At 33.3% G+C, this 25376-nt stretch carries 23 protein-coding genes; 15 read left to right on the forward strand and 8 right to left on the reverse strand.

Annotated features, from left to right (window positions below):
* The first annotated feature begins 1 nt into the window (after position 1).
* The 5 genes from ileS (at position 2) to DESTER_RS03315 (ending at position 6260) form a co-directional block, all read left to right on the forward strand.
* Positions 2-2797, forward strand: a complete 2796-nt coding sequence (gene ileS, locus DESTER_RS03295; protein ID WP_013638246.1) for an isoleucine--tRNA ligase — start codon at positions 2-4, stop codon at positions 2795-2797.
* Between the two features lie 63 nt (positions 2798-2860).
* Positions 2861-3541, forward strand: coding sequence for a RadC family protein (gene radC / locus DESTER_RS03300; protein ID WP_013638247.1), 681 nt, complete (start codon positions 2861-2863; stop codon positions 3539-3541).
* On the forward strand, positions 3541-4509 hold the full coding sequence (gene rfaE1, locus DESTER_RS03305; protein ID WP_013638248.1) for a D-glycero-beta-D-manno-heptose-7-phosphate kinase: 969 nt from the start codon (positions 3541-3543) through the stop codon (positions 4507-4509). Before radC ends, rfaE1 begins: the two co-directional genes overlap by 1 nt.
* Position 4510: 1 nt before the next feature.
* A complete protein-coding gene (locus tag DESTER_RS03310; protein ID WP_013638249.1) occupies positions 4511-5449 on the forward strand; it encodes a PP-loop family protein in 939 nt (312 codons plus the stop codon).
* Entirely contained in the window at positions 5433-6260 is an 828-nt protein-coding gene (locus DESTER_RS03315; protein ID WP_013638250.1) for a menaquinone biosynthesis protein, read from the forward strand. The genes DESTER_RS03310 and DESTER_RS03315 overlap by 17 nt, the downstream gene beginning before the upstream one ends.
* A 22-nt stretch (positions 6261-6282) precedes the next feature.
* Here DESTER_RS03315 and DESTER_RS03320 read toward each other — a convergent pair whose 3' ends face one another.
* Together DESTER_RS03320 and DESTER_RS03325 are read right to left on the reverse strand one after the other, a co-directional pair.
* Entirely contained in the window at positions 6283-7542 is a 1260-nt protein-coding gene (locus DESTER_RS03320) for an RNA-guided endonuclease InsQ/TnpB family protein (RefSeq protein ID WP_052296556.1), read from the reverse strand.
* 200 nt (positions 7543-7742) lie between these two features.
* A complete protein-coding gene (locus tag DESTER_RS03325) occupies positions 7743-7967 on the reverse strand; it encodes a hypothetical protein (RefSeq protein ID WP_013638251.1) in 225 nt (74 codons plus the stop codon).
* Between the two features lie 82 nt (positions 7968-8049).
* On the opposite strand from DESTER_RS03325, the gene DESTER_RS03330 reads away from it, so the two are divergent.
* From DESTER_RS03330 to aspS, 5 genes are read left to right on the forward strand one after another with little or no spacing between them, the layout of a single operon-like run.
* Entirely contained in the window at positions 8050-8922 is an 873-nt protein-coding gene (locus DESTER_RS03330) for a DUF4388 domain-containing protein (protein ID WP_013638252.1), read from the forward strand.
* A 13-nt stretch (positions 8923-8935) separates the two neighbouring features.
* A complete protein-coding gene (locus tag DESTER_RS03335) occupies positions 8936-9508 on the forward strand; it encodes a class II aldolase/adducin family protein (protein ID WP_013638253.1) in 573 nt (190 codons plus the stop codon).
* 1 nt (position 9509) lies between these two features.
* Positions 9510-10373 (forward strand): prephenate dehydrogenase, encoded by an 864-nt coding sequence (locus DESTER_RS03340; RefSeq protein WP_013638254.1) that lies wholly within the window; start codon positions 9510-9512, stop codon positions 10371-10373.
* Positions 10374-10397: 24 nt separating this feature from the next.
* The gene (locus DESTER_RS03345) at positions 10398-11273 is read left to right on the forward strand and encodes an energy transducer TonB (RefSeq protein WP_013638255.1); all 876 of its coding nucleotides are present in this window, start codon (positions 10398-10400) and stop codon (positions 11271-11273) included.
* 47 nt (positions 11274-11320) lie between these two features.
* The gene (gene aspS / locus DESTER_RS03350; protein ID WP_041737377.1) at positions 11321-13108 is read left to right on the forward strand and encodes an aspartate--tRNA ligase; all 1788 of its coding nucleotides are present in this window, start codon (positions 11321-11323) and stop codon (positions 13106-13108) included.
* A 34-nt stretch (positions 13109-13142) separates the two neighbouring features.
* On the opposite strand, the gene DESTER_RS03355 is transcribed toward aspS, so the two are convergent.
* The 3 genes from DESTER_RS03355 to DESTER_RS03360 all read right to left on the reverse strand — a co-directional run bounded on the left by DESTER_RS03355 (position 13143) and on the right by DESTER_RS03360 (position 14855).
* Positions 13143-13640: a ferritin-like domain-containing protein gene (locus tag DESTER_RS03355; RefSeq protein ID WP_013638257.1), complete on the reverse strand. Its 498-nt coding sequence runs from the start codon at positions 13638-13640 to the stop codon at positions 13143-13145.
* A 104-nt stretch (positions 13641-13744) separates the two neighbouring features.
* Entirely contained in the window at positions 13745-13900 is a 156-nt protein-coding gene (locus DESTER_RS08150) for an FmdB family zinc ribbon protein (RefSeq protein WP_013638258.1), read from the reverse strand.
* Positions 13901-14009: 109 nt separating this feature from the next.
* The gene (locus DESTER_RS03360; protein WP_013638259.1) at positions 14010-14855 is read right to left on the reverse strand and encodes a glucosaminidase domain-containing protein; all 846 of its coding nucleotides are present in this window, start codon (positions 14853-14855) and stop codon (positions 14010-14012) included.
* Between the two features lie 80 nt (positions 14856-14935).
* Here DESTER_RS03360 and DESTER_RS03365 point away from each other — a divergent pair, with 80 nt between their 5' ends.
* From DESTER_RS03365 to DESTER_RS08040, 5 genes are read left to right on the forward strand one after another with little or no spacing between them, the layout of a single operon-like run.
* Positions 14936-15517, forward strand: a complete 582-nt coding sequence (locus DESTER_RS03365; protein ID WP_013638260.1) for a Fe-S-containing hydro-lyase — start codon at positions 14936-14938, stop codon at positions 15515-15517.
* A gap of 28 nt (positions 15518-15545) precedes the next feature.
* Positions 15546-16931 carry an L-seryl-tRNA(Sec) selenium transferase gene (gene selA / locus DESTER_RS03370; protein WP_013638261.1) on the forward strand — a complete coding sequence of 462 codons (1386 nt, stop codon included), beginning with the start codon at positions 15546-15548 and terminating at the stop codon, positions 16929-16931.
* A gap of 38 nt (positions 16932-16969) precedes the next feature.
* A complete protein-coding gene (locus tag DESTER_RS03375; protein WP_013638262.1) occupies positions 16970-18976 on the forward strand; it encodes a TonB-dependent receptor plug domain-containing protein in 2007 nt (668 codons plus the stop codon).
* Positions 18949-19725 carry a hypothetical protein gene (locus DESTER_RS03380; protein ID WP_013638263.1) on the forward strand — a complete coding sequence of 259 codons (777 nt, stop codon included), beginning with the start codon at positions 18949-18951 and terminating at the stop codon, positions 19723-19725. Before DESTER_RS03375 ends, DESTER_RS03380 begins: the two co-directional genes overlap by 28 nt.
* Positions 19726-19733: 8 nt before the next feature.
* A complete protein-coding gene (locus DESTER_RS08040) occupies positions 19734-20969 on the forward strand; it encodes a GGDEF domain-containing protein (RefSeq protein WP_169308664.1) in 1236 nt (411 codons plus the stop codon).
* A gap of 45 nt (positions 20970-21014) precedes the next feature.
* Here the strand turns inward: DESTER_RS08040 and DESTER_RS03390 are convergent, their stop codons facing one another.
* From DESTER_RS03390 to DESTER_RS03400, 3 genes are read right to left on the reverse strand one after another with little or no spacing between them, the layout of a single operon-like run.
* Complete coding sequence (locus DESTER_RS03390) at positions 21015-21743, reverse strand: LysM peptidoglycan-binding domain-containing protein (RefSeq protein ID WP_013638265.1); 729 nt, start codon at positions 21741-21743, stop codon at positions 21015-21017.
* The gene (locus DESTER_RS03395) at positions 21743-22087 is read right to left on the reverse strand and encodes a DUF3450 domain-containing protein (protein WP_013638266.1); all 345 of its coding nucleotides are present in this window, start codon (positions 22085-22087) and stop codon (positions 21743-21745) included. The genes DESTER_RS03390 and DESTER_RS03395 overlap by 1 nt, the downstream gene beginning before the upstream one ends.
* A gap of 42 nt (positions 22088-22129) precedes the next feature.
* The gene (locus DESTER_RS03400) at positions 22130-25375 is read right to left on the reverse strand and encodes an efflux RND transporter permease subunit (RefSeq protein WP_013638267.1); all 3246 of its coding nucleotides are present in this window, start codon (positions 25373-25375) and stop codon (positions 22130-22132) included.
* Position 25376: the final 1 nt, after the last annotated feature.

The raw sequence follows: 25376 nt of genomic DNA on the forward strand, positions 1-25376 counted from the left end.
AATGGAGAAAAAGGATTATAAAGATACTCTTAATCTTCCGAAGACATCATTCCCTATGAGGGGAAATCTTCCCAAGAAGGAAAAGGAAATTTTAAAGTATTGGAACGAAATAGATCTCTATAATAAGCTTTTAGAATCTCATAAATATGACAGAAAGTTTGTCCTTCACGATGGACCTCCTTATGCCAATGGTCATATCCATATCGGGCATGCTCTAAACAAAATTCTTAAGGATATAGTTGTAAAGTCAAAGTCCATGCAAGGCTATCAAACTCCTTTTGTTCCCGGTTGGGATTGTCATGGTCTTCCAATAGAGAGAGCTGTCTTTCAGAAGTTAAAAAAGAGAAAGGACGAAGTAGATCCTATTGATGTCAGAAAGAAGTGTAGAGAATATGCTACTAACTGGGTAAATATTCAAAGAGAAGAGTTCATTAGACTTGGAGTTATTGGAGATTGGAAAAATCCATACATAACAATGGATCCAAAGTATCAGGCAGACATTGTAAGAGAGCTTGGAAAATTTTATGAAAGAGGTTTAGTTCACAGAGCAAAGAAACCTGTTTATTGGTGTCCTAACTGTGTAACTGCTCTTGCAGAAGCTGAAATAGAATATGCAGATGAAGTATCACCATCTATTTATGTTGCTTTTAAGATAATTAATGACAAGGGAATAAACTTACCCGAAAACACCTATCTTGTTATTTGGACAACAACCCCATGGACTCTTCCTGCAAACGTTGCCGTTGCTGTCAATCCAGAACTTGAGTATGTTGTTTTAAACTCTGGCGAAAAACACTTTATTATTGCTAAATCTCTTCTTGAAGACTTTAGAGAGAAAACAGACCTTTTAGGAGAAACTGTTAAAACATTTAAAGGTATAGAACTTGAAGGCATTAAATATGAACATCCGTTTATCGATAGAGAAGGACAAGTTACACTTGCTGATTATGTAGCAGCAGATACAGGTACAGGGCTTGTTCATATTGCTCCAGGCCATGGGGAAGAAGACTATCAGGTAGGTTTAAAGTATAACCTTCCAGTTCTTGTTCCAGTTGATGATTACGGAAAGTTTACCGACGAAGCTCCTTCGTGGCTTAAAGGATTAAAGATATGGGAGGCTAATCCTGTAATTATTAAAAGGCTTAAAGAAATAGGAGCTCTCCTCTTTGCTGGAGAAATTAATCACTCTTATCCTCACTGTTGGAGATGTAAAGGTAAGGTGATTTTTAGAGCCACTCCTCAATGGTTTATTGTTATGGATAAAGGAAATCCTACTTTAAGAGAAGTTGCTTTAAAGGAAATAGACAAAGTTCAGTGGATTCCTGAGTGGGGAAAAACAAGAATCAAAAATATGGTGGAAGGAAGGCCGGACTGGTGTATTTCCAGGCAAAGAATTTGGGGAGTACCAATTGTTGCTTTCTACTGTGAAGAATGTGGAGAAACTATTTATTCAAAAGAAATTGCAGATTATGTTGCAAATATCTTTGAAAAAGAGTCTGCTGATGCTTGGTATAAGAGAGAGGCTAAGGAATTACTTCCTGAAGGCTTTAAGTGTCCAAAGTGCGGTGGAGAAAAGTTTAAGAAGGAAATGGATATTCTTGATGTCTGGTTTGATTCAGGTTCTTCTCATGCAGCAGTACTTGAAAGAAGACCAGAACTTTCCTGGCCAGCTGACATGTATCTTGAAGGCTCTGACCAGCATAGAGGTTGGTTCCAAGCAAGTCTTTTAGAATCTTGTGGAACAAGGAAAGAAGCTCCTTACAAATCTGTTTTAACTCATGGATTTACCTTAGATGAAAAAGGCCATAAAATGAGTAAATCCTTAGGAAATGTTGTTGCTCCAGAGGATGTAGTAAAGAAATTTGGAGCTGATATCCTAAGACTTTGGGTAGCCAGTGAAAACTTTACAGAAGACGTAAAAATTTCAGAAAACATTTTAAAACAGGTTGCTGAAGTATATAAAAAGATAAGAAATACCTTTAGATTTATGCTTGGAAATTTAAGTGATTTTACACCTGAAGAGTCTCTTGTATACGATGAATTAGAAGAAATTGATAAATGGGCTATTAATAGATTTTCTATCCTTGCTAAGGAAATTATAGATGCATATAACAGTTATAAATTTAACAAAATCTATAGACTAATTTACGATTACTGTGCTACAGAGCTAAGTTCTATTTATCTTGATATTCTCAAGGATACTCTTTACTGTGAAGCTCCTAACTCCAAGAAAAGAAAAAGTGCTCAAACAGCAATTTACAAAATTTTATATGGCCTTACGACTTTAATCGCTCCTATACTTTCTTTTACTGCGGAGGAAATCTATTCCTATATTCCGGGAAGAGAGAAAGAATCTGTATTCTTAGAGGAGTTTCCTCTCTTTTGTGAAAGTCCAGATGGAGAATTACTTGAAAGATGGGAAAAGTTGATGAAAGTTAAGTCTCTTGTAAATAAAGCGCTAGAAAAAGCAAGAGCTCACAAAATGATAGGTCACTCATTAGAAGCTTCCATCACAGTTTATGTAGATGGAGAACTAAGAGAATTTTTAGAACGATATAAAGAACTGTTACCTTATATCTTCATAACTTCAGGAGCAGAAGTTAAACAGTTTGCTGCAGCTCCAAGTTGTTCTGTTGGAGATGATGAAATCTTAAAGGGTGTTAGAGTAAAAGTTAAAAAAGCTGAAGGTCAAAAGTGCGAAAGGTGTTGGATGTATAGTACTACCGTTGGACAGGATAGTGAATTTCCAGATGTTTGTGAAAGATGTGCAAGAGTTTTAAGGGAAATCTCTGAATAATAGATTATGATTCCCCTTTTTGAGGGGAATCATCTTTAATTTTTATAACAGTAGGAATCAAGAATGTCCTTTTACACCATAAAAGATCTTCCTGAATCGGATAGACCAAGAGAAAAGCTTTTAAAGTTCGGAGTTGAGAATCTAACAGACTCAGAGCTCCTTGCTATTATTTTAAGAACAGGACTAAAAGGAAAAAATGTTTTGGATTTATCAAGGGAGATTCTTGAATACTTTGGTGGAATTCCTGGAATTTCGCGAGCACACATAAAAGAGCTAGTCTCATTCAAAGGTCTTGGGAAAACAAAAGCAGTAACACTTTTAGCTTCTTTTGAAATTGGAAGAAGAGCTCTGCTAGGTAATGGTAATTCTCCCAAAATTACATCTCCTGAGGATGTAGTCAATCTCATTTGGCCAAAAGTAAATAACCTACCAGTGGAGATTTTTGGAATAGTCACTCTTAACACTAAAGGAAAATTAATTTCTATTCACGAAATAACAAAAGGAGGTATGAACTTTACTTCTATCTCTCCAAAAGAAGTCTTTCATCCAGCAGTAAAAGATATGGCAGCAGCAGTTATTCTCTTTCACAATCATCCTTCTGGCGATCCAACTCCAAGTAAAGAAGACATAGAAGTTACCAAAAGAATACTTGAGGGAGCATACTTACTTGAAATAGAAGTTCTCGATCATATAGTTTTGAGTAGTAATTCCTACTTTAGCTTCAAAAAGGAAGGGTTGCTCTAATGTTTAGGGAAGAAATCCTTAAAAATTTCAAAGGGAAAAAGGTATTGGTCATTGGCGATTTTATGATAGATGAATATATATTTGGAAAAGTAGAGAGAATCTCTCCTGAAGCTCCTGTTCCCGTGGTTGAGGCAAAAGAAGTAACAATAAAGCCTGGTGGTGCAGCAAATGTTGCAGCTAACCTTTCTTCTCTTGGAGCTATTCCTTATCTTGTTGGTGTTATAGGTAAGGATGAAAAAGGAAAAAAATTAAAGGATCTCCTCCAAAAACTTAAAGCTAAAACACAGTGGCTTATAGAAGATAAAGATAGACCAACTACTGTTAAGACACGGATAGTTGCAGGAGCACAACAGCTTTTAAGAGTTGATTGGGAAAATAGTGATTATGTTTCAAAAGATGTCTCAAAGGAAATAATAAAAGTACTTTCTGATAACTACAAAGAATTTGACGCTGTCATTATTTCCGATTACGGTAAGGGAGTAGTTACTCCAGAGCTCTTTGAAATTACGGGTAAAATAAAAATAGAAAGACCTATTATTCTTGACCCGAAGGAAAAAAACTTTCCTTTTTATAAAAATATTACAACTATGACACCTAATATTAAAGAAACTTTTCAAGCAGTCGGAATCAAACCAGAAACTAATGAAGATACAGAAAAAGCAGGAAATAGGCTAATAGAACGGTTTAATCTTGATTATGCCGTTATTACAAGAAGCGAACAAGGACTTTCAATTATTGGAAGGAAGTTTAAGAAGCACATTCCGACAAGAGCAAAACAGGTATTTGATGTTACAGGAGCAGGAGATACCGTTATAAGTGTTTTTACCTTAGCTATTTCTTCAGGAGCAACTCCTGAAGAAGCTGGAGAAATTGCAAATCTTGCAGCTGGAATTGTTGTTGGAAAACTTGGAACGGCAACAACTACAGTTTCAGAAATTCTTGAAACTTTAAAAAATTTAAGGAGGTAGTGTGCTCTGTAGAATTTGTAAGTCCAAAGGAAAGAGAACAAAAGCTTCTATTTACATAAGACACCATAGGTTAGCTCTTTGTAAAGAGCATTTTATCGAATGGTTTGAGAAACAGACGGCAAAAACTATAAAAGAATTTAATATGTTCAGTAAAGATGAAAAAGTTCTTATAGCAGTTTCCGGCGGAAAGGATAGTCTTTCTCTTTGGTATGCTCTTCATAGACTTGGTTATAAAACTTACGGTTTTCACATAAGCTTAGGTATAGAAGGTTGGGAATATTCAAAAAAATCTCTTGATATTTGTAAAAAATTTTCTGAAAGAATAGAAAGACCTCTCATTATTTTTGATATCAAAGATGAGTTCGGTTATTCCATAGAAGAAATAGCCAAAGGAAGCGGTCGAAAAGATGTTTGTTCTGTGTGTGGAACTTTTAAAAGATACTTAATGAACAAAATTTGTAAGGAACAAGGTTTTAAAGTTGTTGCTACTGGTCACAATTTAGACGATGAATCTGCACTTCTTCTTTCAAATACAATTAGGTGGGAAATTGGATATCTTGGAAGACAACATCCAGTTTTACCAGAAAAAAATGGCTTTGCGAGAAAAGTAAAGCCTTTTGTTTTCTTTACTGAAAAAGAAATTGTTAGTTATGCTATCTTAAACAAAATAGAGTACTTAGAGACTGGATGTCCAAACGCTAAGGAAGCAACTTCTATTCTTTATAAGCGTTCTCTTGCAATGTTAGAACATGAAATGCCAGGAACAAAACTTAGATTTTACAAAGAGTTTCTTAAAAAAGCACGGCCAATATTTGAAAAGGAATTAAAAGAACACCTTGAACTTAATGAATGTAAAATCTGCAAAATGCCGACAACTGCTTCTATTTGCTCAGTTTGTAGAACTTTGGAGAGGTTAAAAATTAATGTTAAGAGTCGGTAAGATAGAGTATCTTAATACAATTCCAGTTTATTATGGTTTTCTTAGCGGTAAAGTTGATTCTTCAGGAGTTGTTTTTGTAGAAGAAGTTCCATCAGAGCTTAATAAAATGTTAAGAGAAGGGAAATTAGATATTTCTGTGATTTCCTCTTACGAATACTTGAAAAACAGTCAAAATTATTTGCTTTTACCTAATCTTTCTATTTCTGCAAAGAAAAAAGTTATTAGCGTCCTTTTTCTTTCAACTGTTCCAATTCATCAGCTTCACAGAAAGGATGTTTGGTTGACACGGAGCTCCATGACTTCTAGGGAACTTCTGAAGTATCTTTTGAGAGAAGTTTATGGAATAGAGCCGAATTACCGTTTTTACTCTTTAAAAGAAGGAAATCTTCCAAAAAATCCAACGGCGCTTTTAACGATAGGAGATGATGCATTAAAAATGATTAAAACCCAAAAGTTTCCTTTCGTATACGATCTAGCAGAAGAGTGGTTTAACCTATTTAGTTTACCATTTGTTTTTGCAGTTTGGGCCGTAAGAAAGGACTCTTTTAAAGAAAAGAGGGAGGAAGTAATAACGTTTTATGAAAAACTTATAAAATCAAAGAAAATAGGATTAGATTCTTATAAAGAGATATGTAAGAACTTCTCTTCAAAGATCTCTATTTGTGAAGATTTATGTAAAAATTATTTAAAGCAGCTTATATATGATTTAAATATAGAGGAACTTAACAGTATGGAAAAATTTTCAAAGGTCATAAATGTTGTTTCTTCCTTTCAATTTATTCCAGTGAACTACCTACGACTAAAGTCGTAGGCTTCTGAGGGAGTTTGACAGGCTACCCTGCCCTTATCCCTCGTGGCGGGTTCACTCCACCACATACTCCTATCCCTGCAAAAAGCAGAGATTCGGAGATACTTTCATTGAACTTGTAGATCCTTACTCTCACTACCTTCCCAAGTCCTGTTACAAGGTCAAACCATCCTTTCTTGAACTTCCTTAAGATATTCCTCGCTCCATTTACATCCGCATTGATGACTCCTTTAGCAGGTGACAGAAAAAGTCCTCTCTTTATCCTCCTTCCCTGACCTTTCCCTTTTTTTGAAACAGTTGTGCTTTCATCACAACTGTCGGTCTGGGAAGTATAGCTCTCATTTATCGGTGGGTGAACTTCTATCCCATACGGTTCAAGCTTATACTTAAGGTATCTATACACAAGTCCGTGAGGCATTAGTCTGAACATCTGATTCACTATCGCTGGTAGGTTACTTTCTTTGTTCTTTGATTCCTGTATGTTCCCTATTACTACCGTTTTGACTCCATTCCTAATCGCAAGTTCTTTTATCACGTTACTCACTTTATGAGCATAGTCCCTTAACAGGTTCTTTATGCTTTTCCACAACTTGTGGAGTTTCTTCTCTAACGCTATTGTCGGTAGTCCCTTGTTTTTTAAATTGTCCAATCTACTCTGGAGTCTCGCTATTTTCTTGAGCTTCTTCCAGAGCAAGCTCTTGAGCCCCTTTCCATCTATTATGTACGAAATAGGATTCCCTTCTATTACACAGGTCGCAAAGTTTGTTTTTCCATAGTCTATTGCTAATACCTTGCTTCCTTTAGGTTTAACTTCGGGAAATTCCTCTTCATACACAACTACAAGTTTAAAGCTTACGTATCCATAGGACTTATACGGAACTATTTGAACGTTAAGTGCTTTAAGTTTCTCTAACTCCTTGTATCTTGTCTCTATCCACAAAAATTCTGGTGAGAATCCAAACTTTTCCAATAGGTGTTTCCTTAAACCCCTTGAAATCGACAATCTAACTCTACTTCTATTTATCCTGAATCCTGTTTTATCCCACGTTACCACTCTATGAGGTGTTTCAGGATTCACAAATTTCGGTGGTCTAACTACTTTTATCCCTTTCTTCTTAAACTTTTTAGGGTTTTCCAAAAATCTAAGGAAGTTATCCCATCCTCTCGACAGTTCTTCAAGGACTATTTGAGCTGAGCGGGATTGCAGGGAACGTAGGTGTATGGAAGTACATTTGAGCTTATTGTATAGGTCAAATTTATGGGGTTTGGCTAATTTATTCTTCACAAGGTAGTTAGGTTAAACATCCGAGTATTATCTCCTGCTCTTCAGTTAAACGAGAAAGTTCAAAAACAACTGCTCTTTTCACTTTCATCATTACAACCCAAGGTAAGCCATTACTGGTTCAAAGTCAACACCCCTTCGGGGTGCCTTTGCTGTATCCCCGCTTTTTAAAGCGGGGTTTTAGCCCGTCGTTTTTCTATAAATTAATTTTTATAGATACTTCTAATTCGTTTTACAATAATCTCATGAAAATTTCTTGTTTGTTCTTCTATATTTTCTTCGGTATCAATTTCCTTTTCAAGTCTTTTAATAATCATACCACCTTTAAAAATGTTTGTAACAATTTTTTTTGATACTCTATAATATTCTGTTTGTACATGATAAACATTGCTTCCTAACTTTATGTTCTGATTTACTGATATTCGCAAGTTTCCCTCCATTAAATTTACAAATTTCTGAATATGATATTATTATACACTACGTATTTTCACTTTGAGCAAGGGGAATAGAATGGAACTTAAAGGAGAGTTTAAATCAATCTTGGAAATTATAGATTTATTTCAGATTATAAGTTTAGGAGAGAAAAACGAAAAATTTCTTCTATTAGGAAAAGAGGGAAAAGTCTTCTTTTATTTTAAAGAAGGGAAGATTGTTAATTTTGATACAGATATTCCTATCCTTCAAAAACTAAAAGAAAAAGTCTTTATTAAGGAAATTCTATTTAAAGAAGCAATAAAGTCTGTAATGCATTACATTTTTTTATGGGAAGGAGGAAAATTTCATTCGTTTGAAGAAGAAATAAATGTTGAAGAAGTAGGAAATGAAAATGTTTTAGATTTAATAATGGAATTTACAAAAGAGATAGATGAGTTGCCATCTAGTTTAACCGATTTGCTAAGAAAAAATTCCTCTTTTTCTTTTTCTGAAGAGCTTGTTGTTGATAAAGTAACTCTTGATAAGAAAGATTGGAAGATTTTAGTAAGACTTATCAAAGGAGAACCTATAAAAGAGGTGATATTTTCATTTATGCCTTTAAATGAGAGCTTAAGTAAAATTTCCAAATTTATAAATGCAGGACTCATTAAAATTGACATAGATATAATAGAAAAAGAAACAACAACTTCTAAATTACCTTTTACTTCTGTTATACCTCAGGATAAATTAGAGAGTTTAAAGGAAATTTTAATTGAAACTATGGGACCTATGGGTGAATTTTTAATTGATGAAGCATTAGAGGAACTCAAAATATTCGAAATTCCAATTGAAATGTCTGAAAAATTTGTAGAAACACTTATTGAAAAAATTCCTGAATCGTGTATAACAGACGAAGAAATTTTTAAAGAGAGATTAAAGAAAAAACTTTTAGAAATTCTTGAAACTTGAAGGAGAATTTCAAATGTATGAGTTTTTAAAAGAAAAGAAGGAGCTTGTAAAGGTCGGCAAGATTATTTTTGAGTCAGGATTAACTGATACTCATGGTGGTAACATTAGTATGCGGATAGACGACTATATCTTAATTAAGAAGTCAGGTAAAATGCTTGGTTACCTTGAGCCTATTGATATAGTGGTAACAACAGTAGATGAAAATCCTATGCTTGACAAGAATGCTTCAATAGAGCTAAAAGTTCACAGAGCAATTTATCAAGCTTTTCCAGAAGTAAAAGGTATAGTTCATGCTCATTCTCCTTACACGGTGGCATGTTCTCTTGTTTACGATGAAATTGTTCCTGTTGATTCAGAAGGAAAACTTTTGCTTGGAAAAATTCCAGTTCTTTCAGCAAAACAAGTTGTTTCTTCAGATGAAGTTGCGCAAGAACTACCTAAACTTTTAAAAAGTTCACCAGTTGCTGTTGTAAAATCACATGGTCCATTTGCAGTAGGAAAAACTCTTGAAGAGGCACTTAAGTACCTTTCTGCACTTGAAAATTCTTGTAAAATAATTTCAATCTTAAAAGCAATGGAGATGTAAATTGAGTTGGAACTTTAAAGAAATATGTATAGTAGGTCTTGGATTAATTGGAGGTTCATTTGCCCTTAATCTTAAACACAAAGGATATTCAGGAAAAATAACAGCAGTAGACATAAATCCAAAAGCAGTAGAAGAAGGTTTAAAGTTAGGAGTTATTGATTCAGGAAGTACTAATTACTCCATAGCCAAGAGTGCAGATCTAATTGTTTTAGCTGTTCCTGTAGGGGTTTACAGGCAAGTTTTAGATCAGTTAAAACCTTACATATCTAAGGGTACCGTAGTTAGTGACCTCGGAAGTGTAAAGGGACATCTTGTTTATATGTGCGAGGAATTCCTTAAAGGTCTTGCACCTTTTGTAGGAGGACATCCCATTGCCGGAACTGAAAAATCAGGAGTTGAGAATGCAGTAAAAAATCTTTTTGATGGTGCAAAGTTTATTGTTACACCTACAGAAAATACAGATAAAAAGGCTTTAGAAAAGATAGTTTCTCTTTGGAAGAGCTTAGGTTCGCAGGTTGTTGAAATGGATCCTTTTTATCACGATCAAGTTTTTGCTGCTGTAAGCCATCTTCCTCATTTAGTTGCTTATTCTATTGTTGATGCAATAGCTAAACTTTCAGAAGACCTAAAAACTAATCTATTTCAGTTTACAGGAGGAGGTTTCAAAGATTTTACTCGAATTGCAATGAGTGATCCTGTAATGTGGAGAGATATCTGCATAGAAAACAAAGAAAATCTTCTTAAGGTTTTGAAGGCTTTTAAAGACTCTATAGAGAAGGCAGAAAATTTGATAAGGAACTCTAATAAAGAAGAGCTTAAGGTTTTCTTTGAAAATTCAAAAGAAAAAAGGAGTTCTGTGAAATAAAAAGATACTTTTCATAAGAGAACAATGGCAAAATTAGATAAGACTTTTTTGATTTCTTTTTTTGTTTCTCTATTACTTCATATCCCCTTTCTCTATTTTGATTTTCATGTTCCATCACAAAAAGTTAAAAAAGAAAATATTGTAACTCTTGATTTTTCTATATCTTCTACTGAATCTATGAAAAATAAAAGTGAAAACAAGCAGAAAAAAGAAAGAAAACAAGCTAGAAAAAATTATCCTAAAAAAGTAAAGTCTGTAAAAAAGAAAATAAGAAAAAAGGTAGAGAAAAAGATAGTTAAAAAGATAAAGCAACCAACAAGAAAAGAAAAGAAGATATCTAAGGAGATAATTGAGAAAAAAAATGAAATAGCAAAGGTAAAGAAAACAGAAAAAACACAAGTTCCAAAGACTTTGGAATCTATGAAACAAAATCACATCCAAAAAACAGAAAAAAGTCAGAAAAAAGAACAGGTAGATAGCTTTTCAAGAAAAGATTTTTTTGTGTCTAAAAAAACAGAAAATAAACAAACCTTTTACAAAGAGCATGTTTTTACAAAATCTTTCACATTATCTTCTGTAAATAAATCGTTATCCTTAAGTAGAAAGAAAGAGTTTGATAAATGTAAGTACATAGGACTAATTATTGAGGAGATAGAAAAAAAGAAATTCTATCCTCGTTTAGCAAAAAGATTTGGTATAGAAGGAAAGGTTATTCTGAAGATTGTGATTGACAGAAAGGGCAACTTAGAAAGTGTTAGTATAGTTAAAACAAGTGGAAGCAAAGTTCTTGACAAAGCGGCTTTAAAACTTATAAAAAAGTGTAAATTTCCTCCTCTTCCACCCGAATACAAAAAGGATGATTTTGAAGTTGAAATTCCAATAAGGTATGAGCTTCGATAATGACATATAATTCACAAGCAAAATCTTTGAAAGGAGAGGTAATAAAAATGCTAGAACATCTTGGAGAATTTGAAAGAACTTCTTACTGTGGAGAGGTTTCAGCTTCAGATATTGGAAAGAAAGTAAAGCTTGCTGGATGGGTTGATACAACAAGAGATCACGGAGGAGTTGTTTTTACAGACTTAAGAGATAGAACTGGAAAAATTCAGATAGTTTTTTCCCCTGAGATTAGTGAAGAATTGGTTGAGAAGGCAAAAAAACTAAAAGATGAGTATGTTGTAGCTATTGAAGGTGAAGTCAGAAGAAGACCTTCAGGAACTGAAAACCCAAAGCTAAAGACAGGAGAAGTAGAAGTTTACGCTGAAAAACTAAAGATACTAAACAAATCCTTGCCTCTTCCTTTTCCAGTTGATGATGATGTAAAGGTTGGAGAAGACATTAGACTCAAATACCGTTTTCTTGACCTTAGAAGAAAGAAAATGATGGATAATATCATCTTTAGACACAAGCTTTATCAAATAACAAGAAATGTCTTTAATGAAGAAGGATTTATAGAAATAGAAACACCTTTCTTAACAAAGAGTACTCCAGAAGGAGCAAGAGATTTTCTTGTTCCGAGTAGAATTTATCCAGGAAAATTTTATGCTCTTCCTCAGTCTCCACAGCTCTTTAAACAAATTCTGATGGTAGCTGGGTTTGATAGGTATTATCAGATTGCAAGGTGTTTTAGAGATGAGGATTTAAGGGCTGATAGACAACCTGAGTTTACACAAGTTGATTTTGAGATGTCCTTTGTTCGTGAGAAGGATGTTATGAATATTGCCGAAAAAGTTTTAAGGAGGCTCTACAAAGAGCTCCTTGGCATCGAAATTGGTGAAATTCCAGTTATGTCTTACGATGAGGCAATGAGCCGTTTTGGAACAGATAGACCAGATACAAGATTTGGACTTGAGCTAAAGGAAATTACAGATATTGCTGAAAAATGCAGCTTTAAAGTTTTTAGAATGGTTACTGAAAATGGTGGAATTGTAAAAGCTATCAACTTTAAAGGTGGAGCAACTCTTTCAAGGAAAGAGATAGACGATCTTACAAAGTTTGTTGGAATTTACGGTGCCAAAGGTCTTGCATGGATAAAGGTTACAGACAAAGGGCTTCAGTCTCCAATTGTTAAGTTCTTTACAGAGGGAGAAATAAATGAAATTTTAAAGAGGCTTGAAGCAGAAGTTGGAGATATTCTCTTCTTTGTTGCCGATAAGCCAGATGTTGTAAATGCTGCACTTTCAAATCTCAGATTGAAACTTGGAAAGATGGCTGATCTAATCGATGATAGTAAGATAAATGTTCTATGGATTGTTGACTTTCCAATGTTTGAGTGGAACGAGGATGAAAACAGGTGGGAAGCTCTCCACCATCCGTTTACAAGTCCAAAGGAGGAAGATGTCGAAAAGCTTCTTGAAGATCCTGGTAAAGTTAGAGCAAGAGCTTACGATATGGTCTTAAACGGTGTTGAAGTTGGTGGAGGAAGCATTCGTATTTACAGAGAAGACATTCAAGAAAAGGTATTTAAAGTTATAGGACTTTCAGATGAAGAAGCTAAGGAAAGATTTGGATTTTTGCTTGAAGCCTTAAAGTATGGCGCTCCTCCTCACGGTGGAATGGCCTTTGGACTTGACAGACTTTGTGCAATCATGAGAGGAGAGGAATCAATTAGAGATGTTATAGCATTTCCAAAGACTCAGAGAGGACAGTGCCTTCTTACCGGAGCTCCAGATACAGTAAGACCTGAGCAGCTTGAAGAGCTCCATATTGAAATTACTAAGGAAGAAGAAGAGTAATTAGGCAGGGGGCAGGGGAATTCCCTGCCTCTAATTACTTTAAAAATTTCAGATTTTCTAAATCTTCAAGAAAAGATTGTAAATCTTCTTCGTGTTCAACTTCATCTGTGAGAATTTGAAGAGCAATGTTGTAAGTTATGGGATCAATATCTTTTGTGATTTTCAATATTTCACTATAAGTATCTATTGCGCACTGCTCTCCTTTTATGTTTTGTTCTAAAACAATTTTTACAAATGGATCCACAGGAGCATCGTAGCCACAGTTTGTCAGTTCAAACCACTGTTTTGGTGATAGAACGGGAGTTCCTCCAAGTTCTAAAATCCTTGTAACAAGCATATCTGCGTGTCTTAGCTCGTCATTTGCATGCTGGATAAGTTCAGCAATTACTGCATCTTTCATAGGCCCTTTAACGACTTTTGAACCTATCCAGTATTGGTAGTATGCAAGCCATTCGTCGCATAGAGCTTTGTTAAGAAGTTCAATGATTTTATCAGCATGTTCTCCTACAAGTTCTCTTCCTTTTGTTCCCATAAATCCCTCCCTTAAACTTTCTTTTGAATTTATGGCAAAAAAAAAGAAAATGTTACTTTAGATTGTAAAAAAATAAAGGGGCAAACTGCCCCCTATTTTTAGCCTCAGCCAAAAGGTGAACAGGTATTAACAATTTCAACTACTTCAACATCTTCGGAACCACAAGAAGGACACTTTACTTCCATGAGTTGAAGAGGAGTGTAAATAACCTCTTCAAATTCAGTGCCACAGTTGTGACATTCAAAGATGTAGATTTGCATACTTTCCTCCAAAGTACAAAATTTCTCTTATTATTAATTTAGGAAAATTTTACAAAATGGAAATGATTTGAATTTTAGAATTAAATTGGAGCTAGAAGCAAATTTGTAGTTACTTTTTATTAGAAGTATTAAAAAAACACTTATCATAATAAGTAAGATAGTTTTTCTTAATAATATTTCTTATTAAGTCTACATAGTTGTTTCTTTTTGTGGAATAGTATACCAAAGTTTTAACAAGTAAACTTAGACTTGCTCCTTTCTCTCTTGCTCTTCTAAATTCTTTGTAGGCCCATCCGACGTTGAGATTGTATATGTAATCTTCTACAGATTGAAGAATATCATCGTAAACTTTTAAATAAACATTTCCATTCCTTGCTTTTAGTTTTTTATTTGTTGTGTAAAATGCGTACATTCCAAATACATTGTTTCCTTCTATGAAAAATCTTGAAGTTCCCCAGCCACTTTCAATTGCACCTTGTGCAAGAACTAGACTGACTGGAACACTGTTAACTCTTCTAAGAAGTTCATCAATATTATCTGTTCTATATTTCTTTTTTAATTTTTTAAGTTCCAGTCTTTCTTTTTTTGATAGTTTTTTCTTTCTTAAAGTTCTTAGCAGAAAACTTCTTTCCTTTAAAACTTTTTCATTTGCTATCAGAACTTCAGGAAGAAGTACATCTATGAACTTCTTTTTTCTTTGCTCGATTGATAGATTTCTTAGACATGTAACATGAGAGTAAACAATAGGAACTACTTTACTGCAATTTATCGGTACGATTTCTTCAACTGTTGGATTTTCAATATAAAAGATGGATGGAATAGTCTCTTTTCTTTTTTCTCCTGTTTTTTTTCTTAGAGGAAATTCTTCCTTTGGTAATTGTTGTTCTTCCATAAAAAACAAAGGAATAATGAAAGCAACAACAATACTTATAGCAACGAGAAAAAACTTTCTCATTGTTCTCCTTTAAAAAAATTTCGGTAAAATCTAATACCTTTTGTTATACTATGGTATCTACAAAGGAAGGAGGTTTTGGCATGTCTGCAATTAAAATTACTACTCCTATATTAGACGATGCTGTAATAGAGAACCTTAAAGCAGGAGATTTTGTCCTAATTTCCGGAGTTATATACACAGCAAGGGATGCAGCTCATAAGAGGATAGTTGAAGCTCTTGAAAAAGGTGAAGAATTACCTTTTGACTTAAAGGGACAGATTATCTACTATGCTGGACCAGCTCCAGCAAAGCCTGGAAGACCGATAGGTTCTGTAGGTCCTACAACCAGCTATAGGATGGATCCATACGCACCAAAGCTTCTTGAAGTAGGACTAAAGGGTATGATAGGTAAAGGTTCAAGAAACAAAGAGGTAAAGGAAGCTATTAAGAAGTATAAGGGTGTTTATTTTGGAGCTGTTGGAGGTGCAGCGGCATATTTAGCAAGATGTGTAAAATCTGCAGAAATAATAGCTTATGAAGATCTTGGTCCTGAAGCCATAAGAAAGCTTATTGTTGAAGATTTTCCAGCTTTTGTGGTAAACGATATTTATGGAAATGATCTCTATGAAATGGGTAGATGTAAGTATATGGAGATAGAAGATCCTTCTCTTTTTAAGTGTTAAGAATTATTGTTCTTTTGAGAGGGATAGTTTGAGAAAGGAACTTCTTAAAAGAATTCCTAAAGTTGACGTTTTTGTTGAGGATAAGGAACTCTTAGAACTTTTGGGAAATAATCCAAGGACTTTGCTTGTTGAATCTATAAGAAACGTTCTTGATAGATTAAGGAAAGATATAGTTAACGGAAAGGTTTTAGAATTAGATAAAGAAAAGATAAAAGGGCAAATTAAAAATGAATTAAGGAAATTAGTTTCTCCTAAGCTTAAAAGAGTTATTAATGCTACAGGAGTTGTTCTTCATACGAACTTAGGTAGAGCTCCTATCTCAGAAAAGATAGCAGAGCACTTAAAGTGGATAATAACAGGTTATTCAAATCTTGAATATGATCTTGAAAAAGGCAAAAGAGGACTGCGATATAAGAACTTAGAATGGATACTGAAAAAGCTAACAGGTGCTGAAGATGTCTGTGTAGTTAATAATAACGCTGGTGCAGTTCTTTTAGTTCTTTCGGCTCTTGCTAAAGGAAAAGAGGTGGTAGTATCAAGAGGAGAACTCATTGAAATAGGCGGTTCTTTTAGAATTCCTGATGTTATGGTTCAAAGCGGAGCAATTTTAAAAGAAGTAGGAACAACAAACAAAACTCATCTTTGGGACTATGAAAATGCAATAAACGAAAATACTGGATTAATCTTAAAAGTTCATACAAGCAATTATAGAGTTTTGGGATTTACAGAATCTGTTTCAACGAAGGAGCTTGTAGAACTTGGAAAAAAGTACAACATTCCAGTTTATGAAGACTTAGGTAGCGGAAGTTTTATTGATGTTAGGAAGTTGGGACTTTCGTACGAACCGACTGTTCAGGACGTCTTAAAAGCTGGAGCTGATGTTGTCTCTTTTAGTGGAGATAAACTCCTTGGAGGAGCCCAAGCAGGAATAATAGTTGGAAAGAAAGAATTTATAGAGAAGATAAAAAAGCATCCTCTTAATAGAGCTCTAAGAATAGACAAAATGACTCTTTCTGTTCTTGAGGCAACTCTTGTTTATTATCTTGATGAAGAGAAAGCTTTGAAAGAAATACCAACGTGGAATCTTCTTTCTCAACCGTTAGAAAATATAAAAAGAAAAGCTGAAAAGCTTTATTCACTTTTAGACAGAGAAAAAATTAAGGCAGAAATAAAAATAGTTAAAGATGAATCGGAAGTTGGCGGTGGAGCTTTGCCTATTCAAAAACTTCCGACCTATGCAGTAGCAATAAAGCCTTCAAAAATTTCAGTAAAACGACTTGAAAGTTTGATGAGAGAAATGGAAGTTCCAGTTGTAGGAAGAATAAAGGAAAATGTATATTTGCTTGATATGAGGACGGTATTTGATAATGAAATAAAACAGTTAGCCTTTAATTTGAAAAAAGTGCTAATATAAACTATAATTTTAAGTAATAAGTTTAAACTGGGAATACAATGAAGAAATTTGTAATTATATTTCTGTTATTAATATATCCGATACTTTTAGCTCATTCGCAGACAACCTCTTACTATCTTGTAATGAAAGAACTACAAGTTATTTCTGCAACAAAAGAGCCTGTATCGTATGATTCTATACCGCGCTTTGTAAAAATAATAACGAGAGAAGAAATAGATAAATGGCAAGCTCAAAATCTCTTTGAACTATTAAAGCATCTTCCCGAATTTTATGTTTATAGAAGTCAAATTTTCCTAAAAGCCATAGGAGCTTTTGGTGTTAAACAAAGCTATTTTTCTGAAAAAGTACAAGTTTTTATAGACGGAGTACCTCTTACAGATCCTTCTAACGGTTCCTCTTTTAGCACAAATCAAAATATATCTCTCAATAACGTTAAACGAGTTGAAATAGTTTATGGACCTATGACTTCTCTTTATGGAGTAAATTCTTGTTTAGCAGTAATAAATTTAATTACTTATAATGCTGAAGATGTTAAAAACTTAAAAGTAGGAACGGTAGTAAATACAGACTTTTCTAATGATAGCTATTTCATAAAGTCTTTTAAAAAGGGAAAACTATCGGGAATTTTTTCTCTTAACTATAGAGAAGATAGAGGTCCCCATGAATTCTACGTGGACTGGACAGGAAGAAGCTCTAATTTGTCAGCTTACTTTAAACATCTTACCTACTATCTACGATTAAAACATGATAGCGGTTTTTATCTTAATTTCTATGGAGTTGATAGAGACAATAATTTTCCTTTGAATATTGTAGGTATTATAGTTAATGATAAGTCTTATACAAGGAGAAAGGCTTTTATAAATCGTTTTGGATACAAAAGAGATATTGGTAAATTACATTTTGATGTTTATACGTATTTTAATTGGTTTTACATAAAAAGAGGATACAATATTTGTCTTGTAGATATATGTTCTCAGTTTTTCCTTGATAGTCTTTATGCCGTAGAAGAAAGAGCTATAAGGAATCCAGGAATCGGTACTTTTATCACTTATAATACTAGCTTTGGAAAGATTTCAGGAGGAACAGACTTAAATGTTGTTCAACTTTACAAAACAAATCTTTCTGCAAACTTTATTCCTTCTTCTTTAAGTTTTGATATTAGCAAGATAAAGGTTATTCCTTTTCAAAAACTTCCTTCTTCAGATATCTTAATGGATAGAGTGAGTAGAACAATAATATCTCCTTATTTACAGTACCAGTTTATTAAGAAAACTTATAGTTTTCTTTTAAATTTTAGGTTAGATAAACTCAACGATGTAGGAAATGCAAAAACGGCTTCTTTTTCTTTTCGTTACAAACTATCTGATATTTGGACATTTAAACTAAATACTGGTCGTGCTGTTAGAGCTCCCTCATTTGAAGAAATGTACATAAAAAATAATCCAATTCTTCAGGGAAATCGTAATTTAGATTTTGAAAAAGTTGATTCTTTTATGCCTTCTGTTGAATATCGTGGAGAAACTTTATCTGGAAGTTTATTAATCTACTTAAATCGATTTAAAGATATGATCTACAAGCAAACATTAGTAGCTGGAACTCAACAATGGAAAAATTATGAACATCCTGTACTTGTAAAAGGTATTATTTTTTCTTTACGTAAAAGGCTGAGTAATTTTGAAATTTACGGAGGATTTAACAAAGTATTTTCTATTACTGATATAGAAGATACAATTTTTCTTTCGTATCCTGATTGGAAATTAAACGGTGGAATTAGTTATGAAGAAGAGAAGTTTTCTTGGGATATAAATTTTGAAGGATACTCAAGAATAAAGAAAGGAAATATAAAAGAAGTTCCAGGTTACGGACTTGTCAACTTTAGTTTCCTCTTAAAACCAAAAAGTTCTTTGAAATTGGCTTTTAAAGTTAATAATCTACTTGATAAAAAAGTTATATATCCTTTTTACAAAACTTTAGCTCCAAGCAATTTAGAAGGAATGATAGGAGAAGGACGAAACCTATGGGTAGGATTAGAAGTTTCCTTCTAGTTCTTTTTTTTATTGTATTTTCTCAGCAAGGAATGAGTCAAACAGTTTGTATTGTAGATAGTTATCAGATAAAAGAAACAAGACAAGTTGTTTCTTTTATAGAAAAAAAGTTAGAAAACTTTGTGGAAATTCCCTTTTCGGAATTTAAAAAGAGAAAACTAAAGGAATGTAGTTCTTTAATTCTTCTTGGAACTCCAGCAGTAGCAAAAGCTTTGAAAGAAAATATAAAAAAAAGGATAGTTTATAGTTTTGTTTTATTTCCTGAAGCTTTAAATCTTGAAAAGAAACAAAACTTTTTTGGTATTAGAATTATACCTTTACCTCAAAAAACAGTAGAGTTTTTTTTTAACTACACAAAGCTAAAAAAGGAGAAGGTAGCTCTTCTTGTTAGTGATAAAACTTATGAAATTGCCAAAAATTATATTAAAAGGGATTCAATACTTAAACTCGTAAGACTAAAAAAGGATTATTTTAGTTTGGAGTATAAACTCTTAAAGTATAGATATATTTTTATTTTTCCTGATCCTTATATTTTGAAAGTTTTAACACTTTTAAAACTACTGAACTTTGCAAAAGAAAATAAAAAAGTACTCATCACAAATCTTCCAGATTTAGGAAATTATGGAATAAACTTTATTTATGCTGTAGATCTTAAGGAGTTGTCAAAAAAAATTTTAGATTTGCTAGAAAGCAATTCTTCTGAAAGAATACTACCATGTCCAGCGAAGGTTAAAAGATGGAGTCCATAAAACGCTTTTTGATAAAGCGTGCTATATTTGCTTTTATTTTATCAGGAGCAACTATATTTTTTCTTTCTACTGTTTTGATTAATAATTTCAGTTGTCTGTATGAAAAACATTTAAGATATATAACTGCTCTTGCTGGAAAAAATCTTTACGATACAACTCAAATTTACTTTAACGATTTACTCATTAAACAAGAGCTAAAAAATATTAAATCAGAGATAAGCTCCTCTAAGGCAGTTTATTTTAGAATAAATGCTAAAAATTATTTTTCTTCTGAAGAAGAAAATTATAAACAGTCATTTAATCTTTGTAAAAATATAACTTCAGAAAAAATCTTTTATACAACTGATGGAATCCTTGTCTGTTATCCCATATATGAAAAATTTGCTTCTCAACTTATAACAGAAAGAAAAAGAGTAGGTATATTTGCTCTTCTATTTGATGAAAATGTTCTTAATGATATTCTTTTCCAGTGGATTCTTCAAAATATTGCACTGTTTCTAATCTTTTTAGTGTTTAGTGGTTTCCTTTTCTTTGAAATGAGTATTCGTATTCATAAAAACTTTACCATTCTTAATAAAACAATAGTTTTTGTGGAAAATCTATTAAAGGAAGTGGAAGTTCTTTCTAATTATAAAGAAAAACTAAGAAACTATCTTAAGCAAGTTTACTTTCAGGAATTTAAACAAGTGGGGGTCCTAATAGTAGAGCTTATAGATAGGGTAATTACTTTAACAGAAAATTTGCGCCTTCAAGCAATTAGAGATTCTCTTACTGGACTCTATAATAGAAACTATTTTAATCAATTTGCAGAAAAAGTTTTAGGATTGATTCAAAGACACAAATTCCCTTTATCTGTGGCTATGATAGATATTGACGATTTTAAGTTCATAAATGACAACTTTGGTCATCAAAAAGGAGATGAAGTTTTGAAAACTTTAGGAACTATTGTTCTTAAATCTATAAGAAAGTCTGATCTTGCTGTAAGATTTGGAGGAGAAGAGATTCTATTAATCTTTCCCAATACTGATAAAAGAACAGCTTCTCATGTTGTTGATAGAATAAAAAAAGAATTCTACAAATTCGATTTTGGGATAGGAAAAAGTGTAACTTTTAGTGCAGGTGTAGCTAATTTTCCTGAAGATGTTAAAGAACTTCAATCCTTAGATGAATTGATTAAAATAGCTGATAGAAGACTTTATATAGCAAAAAGAACAGGAAAAAATAAGATAGTTATAGAGGGATAGAGCAATATAGCAAAAAAAGAAAGAAGGGGAGATTCTATCCCCTCTTTATCTACACTTTTTACACATTGTATGTTCTTTGCACAAGAAATAATCTGTAGCAGTTTGTGGTACTTCTTCAGCTTTAACAGGACCTACTTTCTTTGGTTTTACTCCAGGAGGTGGAGGTGTTTTCAAAGCTTCTCTTCTTGCTTCTATAATATCCTGACAGTTAATATCTCTTGGTATTTCAAGCTCTTGCTTAGGAAATATAAGATGTGGATTCTTAATTTTATCTCTATTTGCTTTAAAAATAAGAGGCCATTGCCACGGATCGCCATAGATAAAGTCCTTTGCAGCAATTCCCCAAAGAGTGTCACCTTTTTTGACTATGTAACTCTTAGGTAGTGATTCCCACTTTCTAATAAGTTCTTCACATTTATTAACCTTTTTACGGCTTAGCTTCTCAAGTCGTTGAAGTTCTGCTATAAGGGATTCTCTTTCTGCAATTTCTCTTTTAAGTTTCTCAATTTCAGTATTTAAAGTGCTATAGCGTTCCTCAAGTTCTGCTTTTTTAGCTTTAAGGAGTTCCAATTCTTTTTTGCACTTTTCAAGCTTTGAAAGGAGTTCCTTATGCTCTGCTTTTGCTTCTTTATAAGCTTTAAAGAGGGATTCAGGATAAAAAGCAAAGTCCGGAGGGTAGAGGATGTATTCTTCCACTGGTTTGGGACAACCTGCTTGAACATTGGAAATTCCCGCAATAAGAGTTATAGATAAAACTGCGATTAATTTCTTCATTATTTCCTCCCCAATTCTTCCTTAAGTTGCTGAATTTTATAAAGTAAGTTTTCCTTTGATGGATAAGTAGATAACTTACTTTCAAGTTCTGTTTTTGTTGTTTCAAGTTCATCTATGTTAGATTCAAGAGAAGAAATTTCAGATTTAATAGCCTCTTTTTCATCGGAGCACTTTTTAAGTTCTTCTTTTAATTTCTCATTTTCTGCTTTAAGTTTCTTATACTTCATAGGAAGTGTTTCTTTTTTAGACTCTGCTTCCGGTTTTGTATTATCACAGATACCTGCAAAAGCTAAAGAAGATATGGAAATGTTCAAAATTATTGTAGCAATTAGTAGTTTTCTCATAGTTCCTCCAATTTTGTTCTTTAAAATAAAATTATAACAAATTTAAGTCTTTTCCCAGTTTTTCTTTTCCAGCATATAGTAAATAACTGGAATTACAATAAGTGTTAAAGTAGTAGAAGCAAAGACACCAAAAAGAAGAGATACTGCCAATCCTTGGAATATAGGATCAAGAAGAATAACCGCTGCACCGACTATAGCAGCGGCTGCTGTAAGTACAATAGGTCTAAATCTTACAGCTCCTGCTTCAATAATTGAATCTTTCAAAGGAGCTCCTTCTCTTTTCTTCATCAAAATAAAATCCATAAGAATAATAGAGTTCCTAACAACAATACCAGCGAGAGCAATAAAACCTATCATAGAAGTAGCTGTAAAGTAGGTAGTTTTTCCAAGAAGTTTTGTCATTAACCAGTGTCCAGGAATAATACCTATCATCGTTAGAGGAATAGGAATCATAATAATTATTGGAATAATAAAAGATTGAAATTGCCCGACTATTAGAAGATAGATAAAAATTAAGGCTACTATAAAAGCTGCTCCCATATCTCTAAATGTTTCATATGTAATTTGCCACTCTCCATCCCACTTCATCATAGGTTTAAAGTCATCTTTTGGCATAGATGGTGGGATAAAGGTATATTTAAGCTTGTAGCCTTCGGGTAATGGATGTTCAGAAAGATATTTATTAATTGCAAGTATTGGATATATAGGAGCTTCGTACTTTCCAGCTACATCTCCAATTACATAAGAAACAGGGTGAAGATTTTTATGGTAAATGGTTTTCTCGGCAGGAACTTTTACTATAGTAGCTATCTCTCTTAGTGGTATCAAATTACCTTCTTTATTAAGTACAGAAAGGTTAAGAATGTCATCTATTCCTTCTCTTTGCTTTCTTGGAAGTCTGATGAATATAGAAACTGCTTCAGAATCGTAATCTGTATGGGCTACACTTATAGAAGCTCCCTTCAAGGCTATATTAACCGTTTGTACTACTTGTTCTTCTGTTATTCCAGATTTTCTTGCCTTCTCTCTGTCTATTTTGACTTCGTATTTATAGTGATCTGCATCTACAAGCGTATCTACATCAACAACTCCAGGAGTTTTTCTAAATATTTCTGCAACTTGCTTGGCAATCTTACGTCTTACGTCGTCGTCTTTTCCATAAATCTCAGCAACTAAAGTTGAAAGAACAGGTGGTCCCGGAGGAACTTCTACTATTTTAACGTTAGCTTTTGGATTAACTGAACGTGCAACGGCTTGAATCTTAGGTCTTTCTTCTCTTGCAATATCGTGAGACTGTCGTTTTCTTTCTCCTTTATCAATAAGATTAACTCTGATATCGGCTACGTTACCTCCTTTTCTCAAGTAATAGTGTCTAACAAGGCCGTTGAAATCAAAAGGAGAAGAAGTTCCTATATAAAGCTCATAATCCGTAACTTCTGGGATTTTGGATAGGTAATCTGCAATAGCTTTTGTAACCCGTGCTGTTTCTTCTGACGAAGTTCCTTCAGGCATATCAACTACTACCTGAAATTCACTTTTATTATCAAATGGCAACAACTTAACTACTACAGCCTTTGTGTAGAACATCATTACAGATCCAATCATTAAAAGGAAAACCCCAAAAAGAAAAGCCCATCTTTTTAATGATGAATCTAAAAGAGGTCTAACCAGCTTATTGTAAACTCTGTAGGTTATAGTTTTTTCAAGTTCAAATTTTTTCTTCTCTTTTTCTGTTTCTTTCCTGAGAAGATAATATGCTGCCCATGGAGATATAACGAATGCAACAATTAAAGAGAAGAACATTGCAATTGAAGCGTTAACAGGAATAGGCCTCATGTAAGGACCCATAAGACCACTAACAAATGCCATAGGGAGAAGAGCTGCAATAACAGTAAACGTTGCAAGAATTGTAGGGTTTCCAACTTCCGCTACAGCATAAATAGCAGCTTGTAATGGCGGTAATTTTTTAAGTTTTAGATGTCTATGAATGTTTTCAACTACTACAATAGCATCATCAACTAAAAGACCAAGGGTAAAAATTAAAGCAAAAAGAGTAACTCTGTTAAGGGTATACCCCGTCAAGAGATCAACAAAAAGTGTTAGTGCAAGAGTTGTTGGAATGGCTATTGATACGACAAAAGCTTCTTTTATACCAAGGGTAAGTCCGATAAAGATAACAACTGCGAAAATAGCAACTCCAAGGTGGAACATAAGCTCATCAAACTTGTCCTGAGCAGTTTTTCCGTAATTTCTTGTGATAGTAACATGGACATCTGAAGGTAATATCTTCTTTTTTACATCTTCGAATTTATTAAGAATCTCTTTTGCTACAGTAACAGCATTTGTTCCTCTTTTTTTAGCAATGGCAATAGTAACAGCAGGAAAGAGGTTCCCGTTTTCTTTAATAAAGTTTTTTCCTACACCTTTTTTCTCGGAATTAGGTCCAAAACCAATAAAAACATAGTTTTCTGGATCTATCGGAGCATTAACAACTTTGGCAACATCTTTAAGATAAACGGGTTTTCCATCATAAACGGTAACAACGAGATTCTTTAGATCATCTATAGTTTTTATAAATTCTCCTGCTTCAACGGGGAACTCAGTGTTATTTTCTATAATTTTACCTGCTGAAAGTTTTACATTTGCAGATTTTATAGATTGAACTATTTGGAGAAGAGAGAGATTGTAGTTTTTTAACTTATCTTGATCTACTAAGATCTTATATCTTTTTGAATCTCCTCCAATTATCCAGGTCTTTGAAACATTTTCTACTTGTTTAAGTTGAAGACATAGCTCCTTTGTCAATTCTCTTAGCTCATAAGGACTTCTTTTGTTGCTCCATAGAGTAAGAGAAACTATAGGAACGTCATTAATATCCATAGGCTTGACTAAAGGTTTTAGAGCTCCTGGTGGAAGTTTGTCAAGATTTGACATTAACTGGTTATAAAGTCTTACAAGAGAATCTTCCATGTTTTCGCCAACTTTAAATCTGGCGATAATTAAAGACATTCCTGGTTTTGATATAGAATAGACGTAGTCTATACCTTTTATTTCCCATATAAGTCTTTCAAACTCTGTTGATACTTTTCTTTCAACTTCTTTAGCTGAAGCACCTGGATAAGGAATGAAAACGTCAACCATAGGCACAACAATTTGTGGTTCTTCTTCTTTTGGAGTAAGAACAATGGAGGCTAATCCTATAAGCATAGAAGCTAACAGGAAAAGAGGTGTTAATTTTGATGTAATAAACCTTTTGGCAATATTTCCTGCTATTCCAAGATTTTTCATT

Source organism: Desulfurobacterium thermolithotrophum DSM 11699 (assembly GCF_000191045.1).
In the GTDB taxonomy this organism is placed as follows: Bacteria; Aquificota; Aquificia; order Desulfurobacteriales; family Desulfurobacteriaceae; genus Desulfurobacterium; species Desulfurobacterium thermolithotrophum.